The organism is Rhodococcus sp. USK13, assembly GCF_018343855.1.
Lineage (GTDB): Bacteria > Actinomycetota > Actinomycetes > Mycobacteriales > Mycobacteriaceae > Rhodococcus_F > Rhodococcus_F oxybenzonivorans.
In genome coordinates this window covers 395,131-408,457 of the sequence record NZ_CP069241.1, presented here as the reverse complement: position 1 = coordinate 408,457, position 13,327 = coordinate 395,131, and the positions used below count along the sequence as shown (strand labels likewise).

The following is a 13,327-nucleotide window of genomic DNA, read 5'->3' as shown; positions in this document are numbered from 1 at the left end:
GAGGAACCATGCGAAGAACCTCGATCGTGCTCATGGTGATCACCGCCGCAGTCGCGGCACTGCTCTACTCCTGCCAGGACAACGGCAACCCCTCAGGAACCGCGATACAGCAGAGAACGACGACCACGGCACCTGCACCGGAAACGGGCACCAGCTCTTTTCAGCGACCGGAACCGACATCGCCGGAGGAAGTCGCCCGCCAGGCCATGACCGTCACATTCACCTGGGCCCCCGCCACCGACGAGAGCCCCACCAGCGGGTTCCGTCGCGCGACACAATGGTTCACACCGGCCCTGGCTGCGCACCTTACCTCCGATGTCCGGAACGAGCGCGGACCCAGCCTGCAATGGCAGCAATGGATTAACGACAACGCCCGGGTCATCGCCGATGTCGCCATCGGTTGCTCCGGCTGCCCACCCGACACCGACTCCACCGCTCACCGGGTTGCCACAATCACCCAAACCGCGGTCCTCGGCGACACCCCCCACCCCGTCGAGCCCGAAATTACCGTTTGGCTCACCCTTACCGAAGCAGACGGCCGATGGTTGATCGATAACCTCACCTACTGAACACAACCGAACGAGCGAGGGGGAACCTTGAAGTACCGCGTCACTACAGCTCTGACGGCCATGGTGCTCGCCACCGCGGTCATCGCGGGGTGCGGCAGCGACTCGAACGACGACACCGCATCCCAACCGGCACCTACGATCGACGCCACTACCCAGGTCGTCGATCCCTTCGTCGACGACACCGCCGACGGACAGCAGAAGGAAACCGTCACCCGCATCATCGCTCTCGGCAACGAGCGGAAGGCGCCTGACAACGCCATCATCGCGGCTCTCGTCGCCTCACGAGCTGAAGGATTCTGGCGGGTCCACCACTCCGGCTCGGGAGGACGGAACCTCTTCGGATGGAGCCAGAAGTGGGACAACCGACCTGCCCTCGACGCCGGAGCCGTCACGGACGCAATCCAGACCTTCTATGCAGGTGCGGAAAGCCAGGGGGAAGCCGCAAAGAACGGCAACCCGGTCGAGTACGCCGTGGCGATCCAGCTGTCCGACCACTTGGGCGGCCGCACGTACTTCGAGGACCGCGAAGCCTACGACGACAACATGTCCTATCTCGGCACCGAAGACAAGGTCCGCAGCGCTTACACCGAGGCACTGCCATACGCACGTGCGGCTTTTTACGAGTTCAACTAGCTGCGAGATCAGCGGCGCCCGAAGTTGATCGGGGCCCATCAGCACGATCCCGACCACAGCGCAGGGCGGGCATAGCGAAATCCTCACAGGACCGTGGGACGGGCGTCCTTCGCTTGTGGGGACAGCCGTTGATCGTCTCGCCACCCGAATGGGCTGTTGTGTCCAGCGTGATACAGCATCGACTTACTCGATCGGTGGCGCTTCGCAATGCCTCGAGGGGCCCGAACCGAGTCCGGCGGCGGACCTGCCAGCAGTCCTGGATCTCGAGAGCGTCACGTATTGGTGCTGCTCACCCGATCGCGCACGCCGACAGGCTCGTCAGTGACCGCAACCTCTTCCAAGGGTTTTGGTTTAGCTGTCGCTCCTCGGGTTGACCTAACACCGAGGTAGACACCGCCGGCGATCAACAAAAGACCAGCTGCTGCACCGATCCCGGGACCACAGACGGTGCCCCACTGAATTAGCCGCGTGTATGCGACGGCTCGTTCCACCTGTTCATCGATGGTTTGCTCGTCGAGCATCGTGGCGACATCAATGATGGTGACTGGCTCCGGATCGTCGATGTCGGATCCAAAGTGCTGGTTGTAATGCTGTCGTACCTGGACGATTGCACCGGAAACCGGTTCGACCCAGAGATCCCGAGTGACGCCGTAAAAGCGCTTCAGGGACACCGGATCCGTTCCGGTTCTCCCCCAGGTCACCGCCGGAAGTGTGATAGCACTCCCGATCGCGGTCGGCTCGATTGTTTGGTGAAACTGGAAGACCGGGAGGCCCTTGATCTCGGTCTCTTTCACAAAGTCGATGGCGCGACTTGAGCGCAGGGTCGTATCAAAATAGGGGTAGGAGAGCTTCTTTGTGTCGAAGGGGAACTTAAACTGGAGTCCCTCGTGAGCAACTGGCTCCGCCGGCTTGTCGAGCGAAGACTGGATGGATCCAGAAGGCTCCGGAACAGCGAAACCGGTTCGCCTATCGACGGTAGTTCGGTCGACGCTTGCATTGATAACTGCGCCTGGTCCTATCCGGTCATCCCGCGTCATCTGCACGGCAGACTGCAGAGTCACGGTATTTGAATCGGATGGATCTTGGACAGTGACCCGTTGGTTCACAGTGATCGGTACTGTGGGATTGATCTCCAGCTTACCCTTCGCCAGAGCGGCCGCATCGAGCAGTTGCGCAATACCGGTGGAGACCGTGTCCGCCTCAATGTCCAGGGGAATCTTCACGAGCTGACTTGCGGCGTATGTCGGAGCGAGCGCGCTCATCGTTAGCAGCAAGGTACCTGCCATGATGGCGGCACAAGCGGTGCCGTGACGAGACAGACGGAGGCTGATCGGCATTCGGGCGATCCTAGTCGAGAGTGCGTGGAACTTCTCATGGGTGCGGCCCGCCCCCCCGACTGGGCGTACCCGCGCCAGGCGACTACCGTTGTCTGTCGGCATCGCGGGGGATGCTGACGGCAGGAGGTTTCGGGAGTGGCACATAGAGCGGCAGTTACACGTGCCGTCGATCACCTGTTCCGCATCGCGGTGGGCGACGAAGCACGATCATTGACAGGCATGGCGAATGCGCTCGCACGCGATCGCGGACGGCCACTGTTGATTCAGGAGGGCCCCGACCTGCCGTCCCGAGTGTTCGGCCAATGGGTACGCAACCCCGACCATGACGAAATAAAATATGCGTTGTGGGTGCATGCTCGTGAGCGAACCATCGCCCACGAACTCGGCCACATGGCACTGGGACATGTCGGCAGGCCTGCCATCGAACTGGCTACCGACTACCTTCCACCCGAATCTCACGACCTAGCGAAACTGATGCTCCAACGCGACTGCACGGATACAAGGTCCATCGAGGAGGCCGACGCTGAAGCGTTCGCGAGCCTGCTGCTGCGACGCTTGAAAGGTAGCAGTCAGACTAGCCACAACCCTGCGGTTCGGTCACGGCTCGACGAGGCCCTCGGTTGATTACCGCGCTGGCTGCCGCACTGTTGGGCGTGGCGGCGGCAACCCGGCTGCATCGGTGGTGGTTCAGTCGTTCATGGACTCTCGCTGGTGCCGCGCTCATCCTGGTATGCATGTCACTTCACATGATGCTCAACATCCAGCCCATTGAGGAGTTCGTTCGATCTTCCTTGGGCGCGGGCATGCCTGGTGCCCTCAAAATGTTGTTGGTTTATGGAATCTGCATCGGTACTGCCACCGTGTTCACGGATGTGACGAGTAAGGCCGGCCAGCGCACCAAGTTGATTCGGCTTCACCTCGCACTCTCGTTGTTCACAGCCGCCATGGCCTTCGTGTTCTTTTTCAAAACGCCATGGCCGGCGAATGTGGACAATCGCACGTTCGACAACGACTATGCGTTTCTACCTGGATATGCCGAAGGCTTGATTCTCGCGATGGCATACCCGTTTCTGCTATGCCTGATGGTGACGGTCGTAACGATCGTCCAGGCAGACCGACATACCGTCACCGGCCGGGGATTACTTTTGATCTGTCCGGGGGCTGCAATCCTGACTACATACGCCGCCCTTCGAATCGGATACCTGGTCGCCGCGCGCTACGGACTGATGGCGCCGACACCCACACCGTTCGCCATCTCCCGTACGCTCGCCCTGACCGGCGTGCTACTCATCGCCGCAGGAGTACTTACTGCCCTGGCGATGAACTGGATTGGAGCCCAGGCTGCGCTCAAGCAGTTCTCCGACCTTCGAGCCGAGCTGCTGACGCGGTGGCCGAACGCCGAACGAGAATCGAAACGCGGCAGCAGCGCCGCCGAGCAAGTCGACGACCGAGCAGCTGAGCTACTTGATGCTCTTAGCCTAGAAGTCGACCACAGTGGTATGCCGCCGGGCGAACCTCTTCCCCAGCAGTTGGCCGTCGACGCAATCACCGAATGGCTCGTCACCGGTCGACTTCCCGACCGATTGGGATACAACAGCTTTTTCCTCGATCCCGGAACCACTGACACCATGTGGGCGTGCATGTTAGGCAACGCTTATCGAATCGCCCGCGCGAACAAACGAGAGATGGCCTTGGCGCAATGACGGAGATCGATTTTCGAGACCGCCGTACTGCAACCGATATGGCCGCACGCGTACTGACTGAAGTCGGTGCCCCATGGGTCATCAACATCGTGACGTCGATGGTGATCGGTTTTTCCGTGGGCACTGCGGGCTGGGGAGCGTTCGTTGCGGTGTGTACGGGAGTCGTCCCGATGGCCGTCATCCTGTTCGGGATGCGGAGGTCGCGGATAGGCGACCACCATGTCACCCAGATCAACGAGCGACATCTCTTGATCGTCGTGCTTCTAAGTGTTGCGGTGGGTGGTTTGATCATTCAGATCCTCGGGCACGCACCGATCGAGATGATCGCGTTCATGTCGGCGGGCCTAGTGGCGCTGGTAGTGGCCGCGGTAATCACGAGCATTTTCCACTGGAAAGTCAGCGTCCATACCGGCGTTTCAGCCGGTGTGACGGTTGTATTGGCTCTAGCGGTGTCACCGTGGTGGCTGCTGGCTTTGGTCTTTACACCATTGGTCGGATGGTCCCGGGTCCATCTCGGGGACCACACGAAAGGCCAGGTCATTGTCGGTTCGATCGCGGGTGCCGTCGCTGCTGGTCTAACCTACGCATTGATTGCTTAGGACTAGTCCTCGTCGCTGGTCAGCTTCCGAAATGGGTCGTAGGTCCTGGCCGCGACGCGCTGATCCTGTGAATCTCGTAGGTTCTGAATCCATTCAATCTGCTGCTTGATTTCTTGATAGGTCTCTTCGTCCCCGAAGTAGTCCATCGGCACACGGAATACCCGACAGATGTCTCGGACCGTCTCCAATCCGGGCGACGATCGCTTCCCACTGAGCAACTGCGACATGTACCCAGTAGTCATCTTGCTGCCGCTGAACCGGAGCATATCGACGACCTCGGTCTGTGTGTATGGGCCCCGGTCCTTCGGGTGGACGGTGTCAAAGAGATAGCGAAGCCTTTCAGCGAAGCTGCTCATCGTTTCCTGCCCAACCCTTCAACCTTTTAGCCCGGATTGACCCGTAGGTACAGGCAACACTCTTGACTACCCGCATTCTCGCAACTCCATATGACTTTCGCAACTTGCAATTGTAAGTTGCGAAACGTAACCTGATCTCCGTTCTAAGACGGACGTCACCATCGGAAAGAATGTGATGTGGCCAGATTCTGGAATAAGCAGTGGTAGAGGGCGAATTTACGCCGACCTACACATCATTCATACAGAGCGAACACGCCGAACCGCCGCAGCGATCGGTTGCGTAGTGTCACGCCGGGGTGCCAGCAGGCCGATTCCGCGCGCGCTCGTATGCGGCGCGGTAGACACTTTCAGACACACCCAGAGCCGCCGAGAGTTTCCGAGCATTGTCGTCCGTCAACGCCGCCTGCCCACGCTCGACCTGAGCCACCGTCGTGGTGCTGACCTCAGCCAGTTTTCCGAGTTGCGGCTGCAGCAAACCCGCGAGAACTCGCCAGTCGCCTGGGAGCCGCTCAGCCTCCGGAACTATGACGATATCGCTGATCGCCGCGCCAAGGGCGTCGGCGACCCGCTTGAGGAGGTCTACCTGTGGCGACGTTGCTCCCGTCTCCCACTGATAGAGGGTCGCGTGCCCGATACCCGCTACGCGAGCGAGCTCGGGCCGACTCAGGCCGAAGCGCTCACGAAGTGCCTTGAGCCGAGAAGGATCGAATCCGCGCATCACCCGTCGGCTCACCGAAACACTCCGTCCATCACTCCTGGACACCTTGCACTATCCCCCTTACGATCACTTCAGTACACAGTTTTGTTTCACGGAAATAGATCAAATATGACTCCGCCAACCAAGAAGGGTCGGTGATCTAACAGAAGAACCCCCGCCCGGTTACCGCCGGACGGGGGCCTGAACCGAACAGGGTTGCCGCCCTGGTCAGCGTATTTCTTCAGCTAGCAGAATGGAGATCTGCCAATGCAAACGATAGGCGACGTCGACGGAAGTGTCGACGAGACTGAGGTGTTGAGTTGGACAAATGCTCAACTTCGACGATTCATTCGTGCCCACGACTCGGCGTGCGGATGCGTTACAGGTACAGAGCGGTGCGCGGTGTACCGCGCAGCGCACGAAGAGGCTTTCTTCCGTCGGATCAGCACAAGCCTTGCTGATCGCGTCGACGGGCCACAGGTCACCGATGGCCGACTTCCGTGCGCGCAAAATCCCCGCGGGTGGGACACTGACGTCGCGAGCACGGGTCAGCTCTTGGCCGCGATTGACGCCTGCAAGAGTTGCCCGTTCTTTGCGAGTTGCGAGGAGCAGGCGCAGGTCGGCCCGGCGCGATCGATGGTGTGGGCCGCGGTGGCTTATGACCGCGACGGCGAGCCGATCAAAATTTCAGCGCTGTCGGCGTGGGTGCGAACGCGGGACGGCATCCGTCTTCGCGACCAGAAGCGGCCCTTGCCGGTCCCTACTCTCTTTGCAGCGCAGAGGGTGTCGGCGCCAGCGCGGTGGGCGTCGTGATTGCGCCGTGGGAGGTAGGAGAGAGGCCTTATGGGGTCATGTTCGATGCGCAGTATGTGTGCGTGCAGCGCCCGCGATTCGAGACTTGCTGCGCGGATACGGTGACGATGGCGGCCGGTGGGGATCGTCCGCGTTCCGTCATGCAGGCGGGTGTTGGAGATCGTCACGTCGGTACGTTGATCGCCACCGATCGTGAGTTTCGGATGTACTACAACCGTGGCGAGCGGCAACGAGTAGTCGAACGGGGGTCGGCGGCATGATCCGGCTTTCCGACCGCGTCCTTCTCATGGCGACCGGTGAGATCGAGTGCCCTGGGACCGAAGGGCCCGCTTCCCTGCGTTGGGGATGGCTAGCCGATCTTTACGCTCACCCGGTGTGGGGTATCGCCACCGTTCCAGGCTTCTCCACGCCCGTGGGATACACCGTCGCCAAGTTGTGCCGCGACACTCCGACCGGAACGGTCGACTCCGTCGCTGCCCGTTGGGATGCGATGGAGCGGCTCGCTGTGATCGGCGCCGGCCGCGCTCAGTCAGCGGCCATCTACGCTTGGTCTGCGGTCGCCGATTCCGCCGTCGACGCCTACGACTACCTGGGCGGTCATCAGTTCAGTGGTGCGGAGGCTGTCGCTGCCGCCTTCTGGGCGCACCTCGCCGCGAAACCGGGCGCTGTCGCCGAGATGTGCATCGCCGCGGCTATCGAGGCGTGGAACACACGCCTGCCTTACCCCGCGACGAGGGGGGCGGTCGCATGACGGGTGTCACCGCCACCGACCGCCACGGGCGGACGTGGGAGCTCATCGTGATGGACGGCGTCATCTGTGGACTACTCGTCGCCGACACGGGCACGTCGACCGTGATGTCCGTCGCGAATCTCGTCGACACGCATGGTCCAGTCCGGCTCACGCCTGCCGGGTCTCGTCTCGGTCCGGGATCATGCGATGCGCTGGTCGACGTTGTCGACCTTGTCGCATCCGATCCTGAAACCGCGACCGTCGAGCAGATCCGTGAGGTCGCCGCCGCGGCGCGCCTGTTGCTTGGTGTGACGTCGGTGCCGCGGTCGGCGTAACAAGTTTGGCTGCAGCCCCAACCACGTTTCTCTGATCCCTTACAGCGGACCCACGCGAACCTCCACTGTTCGCGGTGGCAGCCGTAGTGGATCGGCACCCACACGTGCCCACAGTAAGGCGATGCCCTTGGCCGAGTAGCAACCGCGCGACCCCGAAACGCAAATAACAATGCGCAGACCTCAGAAACACGAAAACCCCCTTGGTGGGGGTGGTTTCGCATTCAGGAACCGCTCCGCGGCATTTCGTTGTGGAGGACTTGCCGATCCTCCACAACCGAGAGGGTGAAGGCCTTGCCGGGCCGTCACATTCTCTGAGGTGAGTGACGAAAGTACAGACCTTTCGGCGCTCGTTCTGCATTCCCCGAAGGGACTTACCTGTGACAGGTACGTCTGATGCTAACGCATGTGCTGAATCAGCATCAACACAGCTCGTTCCGCCTACCCCCGCCACGTCATCGACACACGTCGATACGAGCGTTCCGCAGTCGGTAGAAGTCGACACCTGGGAAGCCTCGGTCCACGCCGCCACCCAAGCCATCAACCTGCTCCACCAGTACAACCACGACACCGGGCAACGCGGCCAATCCTTCACCCTCCCCACCACGCCAGGACGCGAAGCCACCATCCCCGTCTGGACCAGCCGCACCGAATGGCTCCGCCAGCTCCGCCACCACATCACCCACACCACCACCGGCCGGACCGCACTCACCACACACAGCATCAGCGTCGAACGCCTGATCGCCGTCGCCACAGCCCACGCCCGATTCGCGGATTCGGCCACCGGACGCGGGGTCACCGCATCCCGGCGACTCATCGCACACCACGCCGGAGTCTCGCTCTCCGTCGTCAACCGCGCCCGCCGCGTCCTCAAGCAACTTCACATGGGCGTCGAACTCGAACGCGGCCGAACACTCCGCACCCACGAATACATGGCAGCCGAACTCCACCACGGCGGCCAACAACACCAAGCAGCCTCCGTCTGGGCACTCAGCTCCCCCAGAAACGTCGTCGAATCCACTCCCCCACGCCCACAACCACTATCGCGCCAACACCGCGCCCGCCCCAAACGACGCCTGACACGCCACCGCACTCGAACCCAACGACCCACCCCCACGGCCACCACAACTCATCCCCAGGCCACCGACGCTGACACCCTATCCCCCAGTGCTTACGTTCCTTCCCATGATCTTTCGTCACGAAGTACTCACCAACGCGCACACGCGCGGCACAACGCACCCACCCCACAACCCCGACCACTCCACCTCCAACGAGCATCCGCCACACTCATCGCCTCCTCACCCGCACTCACCCATCACCGGCACATCGGACACATCTGCGACGCCATCCAAACCGCTGGCATCGACACCACACACTGGACCGGCCACGACATCGCACACACCCTCGACCGCGACACCCGAGAACGCGGGTGGACCTGGCCCACCAGAGACCACATCAACTCGCCGGTCGCCCTCCTCCTCTGGCGACTGACCCACATCAACTGGACGGGACCCTCCCCCAGCCAACTCCGCGCCACCGTCAACGCCACACTGCGCCGCGAACAACATGCCCGCCGGACCGCTATCACGCACCGCAATGCCGTGCAGGCAACCGCCGAGCAGCGGCATGCTGCACTCGCACAGATCCGCCGCGTCCTGCGCCAAGCCCAAAATGGGTCAGTCAATGTTCGATCCGGGTACGAGGACACTCATCTCACAGTCGAGCGGATCGCCACCGCGAACGCACGACCATACAAGAATGATCCGCATCCGGTGAGTCACCGACCTGGCCGGTTTCAAATCGCCCGACGATTCGTTTGACGGTGTTGTGGGTGGTTCCGCAGAGCGCAGCTGGCCCCGTGTACGACCCGACTCCTCGATAGAAGGAGATCTTGTTCATACGGTCCTTCGCGGACTTCAAGGTGACTCCCCGGGTGGACTGGGTGTGCCGCTGGCACCTTCGCCGTCACCGCTCACCCCATAAGTTCCTGATCGACACGACGAGCACGGGATGGGCACTTTCATTTGGCCACCAGCGGGGACAGCGACCTCGGGCGGATTGATCAAATCCGATCCGATCCGGACCAGCGATGAGCGAAGCGTTGTGAGTCTCAACATCAGTGGCGGAGCGTAACCTCGGCCCGGTGTCAGTGAACAAGATCCTAGGATCCCGCGTCGTGATGATGTGCGGGCCAGGTGGTGCCGGAAAGACCACCTACGCCAAGCGGCTCGAGCGCGAGGGCTGGACGCGTTTGTCATTCGAGGTGGAGTTCTGGGATCGCGGAATCACGACGATGCCCTCCGCCGAAGTGGTCGCCGAGGTGGCAGCGGACCTGAAGGCGCGCTTGCTGCGCCATGTCGCGGCGGGGAACGATGTCGTGCTCGACTTCGGATTCTGGTTCCGGCGACAACGCGATGAGTTCCGCGCACTGCTCGCACCCCAGGGCATCGTGCCGGAGACTGTTTACATCGCGACGAGTCTCGAGACCATCCTGAACCGAGTCGGTGACCGATACGGCAGGTGGGCGGACGATTGGCCGCTCACCGAGCAGACGGCGACTGAATACTTCGAGAGGTTCGAGCCGCCGACGCCCGAGGAGGGACCGCTCGAGGTGGTCCGCTAGGCCGCGTGAGTCAAGTCGGTCTTGATCCAGATCAGCGTGGCGGCGAGGGTGATCGCGGCACGGTAGGCGCGGGCGGTCTTGGCTGAGCGCATCGCAATGCCTCGCCATTGCTCGATCTTGTTGAAGCACCGCTCGACGACGTTTCGGCCCTTGTACCGCTCCTTCTGCTCGTCGCCGAACTCGATCGGTCTGCCCGGCTTCTTCCGGCGGTGCCCGATCTGGTCATCGCGTTCGGGGATCGCCGCGGCGATTTTCCTATCCCGCAGCCAAGCACGGTTCTTTTTCGACGGGTAGCCCTTGTCCGCGATCACGATCGGGACGCTGTCGCGGCCGGCCAACCGGACGCGGCACCCGGATCTGATCGAGCGTGGCAGCCATCATCGTCGTGTCGTTGATGTTCCCGCCGGTGATCACCCAGCTCAACGGACGCCCGCGGCCGTCGCAGACGAGATGAACCTTGCTCGTCAACCCGCCCCGGGAGCGGCCGATCCCGTGATCAGGCGGCTCCTCCCACAAATTCTTGTGATTCGGCGGAGCCCCCTGTGTCGCGGCCGAGGGTCGCACCGTGCTGATGCACGCGCGCGATGGTCGAGTCGATCGACACCACCCAGTCGAGCTTCCCGGCCGCGTCGGCCTGCTTCTGCACCTCGGCGAGAAACTTCTCCCCGGTGCCGTCCTCTGCCCAGTGCGCGAAGCGCTTGTAGATCGAGTTCCACTTCCCGAACCGCTCTGGCACATCCCGCCAGGTCGCACCCGTGCGGTACTTCCAGGCCATGCCCTCGACTGCGAGACGATGATCCGTCCACGGTCGCGAACGCCCCACCGGCACCGGCATCAACGGCTCAAGAACGCCCAAACCTCATTCGAGATCTCCTGACGGGTCACACCATCGAGACTCGCCGACCACGAGCCCAGACCTCTTGATCAACATGCCCTAGCCGCCGGCGTTAACTTTTCATGGCCAGTGACTAAATAATCAGATATTCGTTGTCGCGCACCGGTTTTGACTATCATCGCCGGTGATGCGGCCTTCGAACGTGATCGCGAATGCGCAACCCCGATCGCGGTGACCTTCTCGGTCAGGTACCGGTTCAGCGCATCCATGGGTCGTGCTCCGCGCCGACGGCAGCCGACCATCGCTCATTGCGAAACACCCGAGAACCCCTCCAGCAGAGCTAACGCCGGTGTTCAGCCCACCGACGTTCGTTTCGGCTGCTCGGCCGAAGGAACCGGCAAGCCCCGTCTGATACCGAACAATACGAGCGCCGACCATCATCGGTCGAAGAGGTACTCCCCAACGGTCTTCACAGTTCGAGACCCGGCGGAGACGGTATCGGTGCGGATGGCTGCACAAGTTCGGCACGAGTACCGGGCATGCCGCTCTGCCCCCGTTCGGCGCATTTGACTGCCAAAACCTGGTTGACCCCGAGCCGGTTCGCCGCAAAAGCCAACGCCGCGCCGGCCATGTACAGCCGCCACACTCGTGCCCGCCCGGCGCTGCTACAGGCCACCGCCTCGTCCCAGTTCGCCTCCAGGTTCCCCACCCAGGCCCGCAGGGTCAGCGCGTAGTGCTCGCGCAACGCCTCGACGTCACGCACCTCGAAACCGGCCCCCTCGAGCGCCTCGATCATCGCCGCGATCGGTTCGATTTCTCCGTCGGGGAACACATAGCGATCGATGAACGACGTCTTCGAAAATTTGGCAGCAGGTTTGCGTGGTCGCCGCGAGATCGCATGGTTGAGCAACCGCCCCCGAGGGCGTAGCAGCGCGAACAGGTCCGCGGCGTAGGTCGCGAGCATCGCGGCACCGACATGCTCAGCCATGCCGATGCTCGAGATCGCATCGTAGGGACCGTCTGTGACGTCGCGGTAGTCCTGAACTCGAATCTCCACCAACTCTCCCACGCCCTCGTCGACCATCCGTTTGCGGGCATAGTCCGCCTGCTCCTGGGACAGAGTGACACCGACGACGTGCACGCCGTAGTGACGTGCCGCGTGCAGTGCAAAGGTCCCCCACCCACAGCCGACGTCGAGTACCCGCATCCCCGCGGTCAGGCCGAGCTTGCGCGCCACCAGATCACATTTGGCGTACTGGGCCGCACCCAAATCCTCACTCTGCTGCGCCCAGTACGCACACGAGTAGGTCATCGACTCACCGAGCACAAGTCGATAGAAGTCGTTGCCGACGTCGTAGTGATGACTGATCGCGGCAGCGTCACGACCCCTGTCGTGCCGGCGCCCGCCGCGCGCCAGTTTCATCTCCTCCGCCGGCGGCTTCGGTGGCAGCCCGATGATCCCCAGGCGCAGCGCCGCTGTCACCAGTGCCTTCTTCGTTTGCCTGTCGATCCGCACACCCGGTCCCCGACTCGGATCCGACACCTGCTCCAACACCTCCAATCCGGCGAGAAGGTCTCCCTCGACGTCGATGTCGCCGGACACGTAGGCCCGAGCGAAACCGAGGTCGTTCGGCGCCCACAGCAACCGCCGCAAACCACGCCGATTGACGATGTGCACCTGCCACGGCGCGTCCGAAGGCCCACTGCGACTACCGTCCCAACACCTGATCCCTACCGGGACCTGCGCCCCCAGCACCGCGCGAACCAGCGGCGCCACCGTGTCAGCGACCGTCATACACACCTCCAACGAAAGTTTGGGCCCGACCACCACCGCGGCTGCTCAGTTCACGTCGCTCGCCGTGACGCGCAAGCCCCGTCAACCACACCAACTTCCCGTAAACGCACCTCGTCGACGATATCGGTGGAACCCCCATCACCGCAGATCATCACACCGAATTACGCTCGGGGTAACCCAGTCTCGCGAACGCCGACTCACCCTCATCGAATGGGCCGCCCAAACCGGATCCTCAGTGTCTACTCGAACGACCCGAACACGTCGATCATGATCGCTGGAACTATCGCTCGACCCTATGGTCGGTC

General features: G+C 62.3%; 13 protein-coding genes and 1 pseudogene. 9 read left to right on the top strand and 5 right to left on the bottom strand.

Annotated features, from left to right (window positions below):
* The first annotated feature begins 8 nt into the window (after positions 1-8).
* Entirely contained in the window at positions 9-569 is a 561-nt protein-coding gene (locus JQT59_RS01870; protein WP_213571387.1) for a hypothetical protein, read from the top strand.
* 27 nt (positions 570-596) lie between these two features.
* Positions 597-1,202, top strand: a complete 606-nt coding sequence (locus tag JQT59_RS01865; protein WP_213571386.1) for a hypothetical protein — start codon at positions 597-599, stop codon at positions 1,200-1,202.
* A gap of 272 nt (positions 1,203-1,474) precedes the next feature.
* On the opposite strand, the gene pgfA is transcribed toward JQT59_RS01865, so the two are convergent.
* Positions 1,475-2,539 carry a cell envelope lipid trafficking protein PgfA gene (gene pgfA / locus JQT59_RS01860; protein WP_213571385.1) on the bottom strand — a complete coding sequence of 355 codons (1,065 nt, stop codon included), beginning with the start codon at positions 2,537-2,539 and terminating at the stop codon, positions 1,475-1,477.
* A gap of 135 nt (positions 2,540-2,674) precedes the next feature.
* Between pgfA and JQT59_RS01855 the strand changes: the two genes are divergently transcribed.
* The 3 genes from JQT59_RS01855 (at position 2,675) to JQT59_RS01845 (ending at position 4,841) form a co-directional block, all read left to right on the top strand.
* Positions 2,675-3,163, top strand: coding sequence for a hypothetical protein (locus tag JQT59_RS01855; protein WP_213571384.1), 489 nt, complete (start codon positions 2,675-2,677; stop codon positions 3,161-3,163).
* 110 nt (positions 3,164-3,273) lie between these two features.
* Positions 3,274-4,242, top strand: a complete 969-nt coding sequence (locus JQT59_RS01850; protein WP_213571383.1) for a hypothetical protein — start codon at positions 3,274-3,276, stop codon at positions 4,240-4,242.
* Entirely contained in the window at positions 4,239-4,841 is a 603-nt protein-coding gene (locus JQT59_RS01845) for a phosphatase PAP2 family protein (RefSeq protein WP_213571382.1), read from the top strand. The genes JQT59_RS01850 and JQT59_RS01845 overlap by 4 nt, the downstream gene beginning before the upstream one ends.
* A 2-nt stretch (positions 4,842-4,843) precedes the next feature.
* Here the strand turns inward: JQT59_RS01845 and JQT59_RS01840 are convergent, their stop codons facing one another.
* Both JQT59_RS01840 and JQT59_RS01835 read right to left on the bottom strand, forming a co-directional pair.
* Positions 4,844-5,197: a helix-turn-helix domain-containing protein gene (locus tag JQT59_RS01840; RefSeq protein ID WP_213571381.1), complete on the bottom strand. Its 354-nt coding sequence runs from the start codon at positions 5,195-5,197 to the stop codon at positions 4,844-4,846.
* A gap of 286 nt (positions 5,198-5,483) precedes the next feature.
* Entirely contained in the window at positions 5,484-5,915 is a 432-nt protein-coding gene (locus JQT59_RS01835; RefSeq protein ID WP_213571564.1) for a helix-turn-helix transcriptional regulator, read from the bottom strand.
* 1,165 nt (positions 5,916-7,080) lie between these two features.
* Here JQT59_RS01835 and JQT59_RS01830 point away from each other — a divergent pair.
* From JQT59_RS01830 to JQT59_RS01815, 4 genes are all read left to right on the top strand, one after another.
* Positions 7,081-7,458, top strand: a complete 378-nt coding sequence (locus JQT59_RS01830; protein ID WP_249353613.1) for a hypothetical protein — start codon at positions 7,081-7,083, stop codon at positions 7,456-7,458.
* Positions 7,455-7,772: a hypothetical protein gene (locus JQT59_RS01825; RefSeq protein ID WP_213571379.1), complete on the top strand. Its 318-nt coding sequence runs from the start codon at positions 7,455-7,457 to the stop codon at positions 7,770-7,772. The genes JQT59_RS01830 and JQT59_RS01825 overlap by 4 nt, the downstream gene beginning before the upstream one ends.
* A gap of 377 nt (positions 7,773-8,149) precedes the next feature.
* Positions 8,150-9,589, top strand: a complete 1,440-nt coding sequence (locus JQT59_RS01820) for a Rep protein (protein ID WP_249353611.1) — start codon at positions 8,150-8,152, stop codon at positions 9,587-9,589.
* A gap of 359 nt (positions 9,590-9,948) precedes the next feature.
* Positions 9,949-10,392: a P-loop nucleotide/nucleoside kinase family protein gene (locus tag JQT59_RS01815; protein ID WP_213571563.1), complete on the top strand. Its 444-nt coding sequence runs from the start codon at positions 9,949-9,951 to the stop codon at positions 10,390-10,392.
* Here the strand turns inward: JQT59_RS01815 and JQT59_RS37610 are convergent.
* Positions 10,389-11,277: pseudogene (locus JQT59_RS37610) on the bottom strand (IS5 family transposase). The gene JQT59_RS01815 and the pseudogene JQT59_RS37610 sit on opposite strands and share 4 nt — an antisense overlap.
* A 419-nt stretch (positions 11,278-11,696) precedes the next feature.
* Positions 11,697-13,022, bottom strand: a complete 1,326-nt coding sequence (locus JQT59_RS01805; protein ID WP_213571378.1) for an SAM-dependent methyltransferase — start codon at positions 13,020-13,022, stop codon at positions 11,697-11,699.
* Positions 13,023-13,327: the final 305 nt, after the last annotated feature.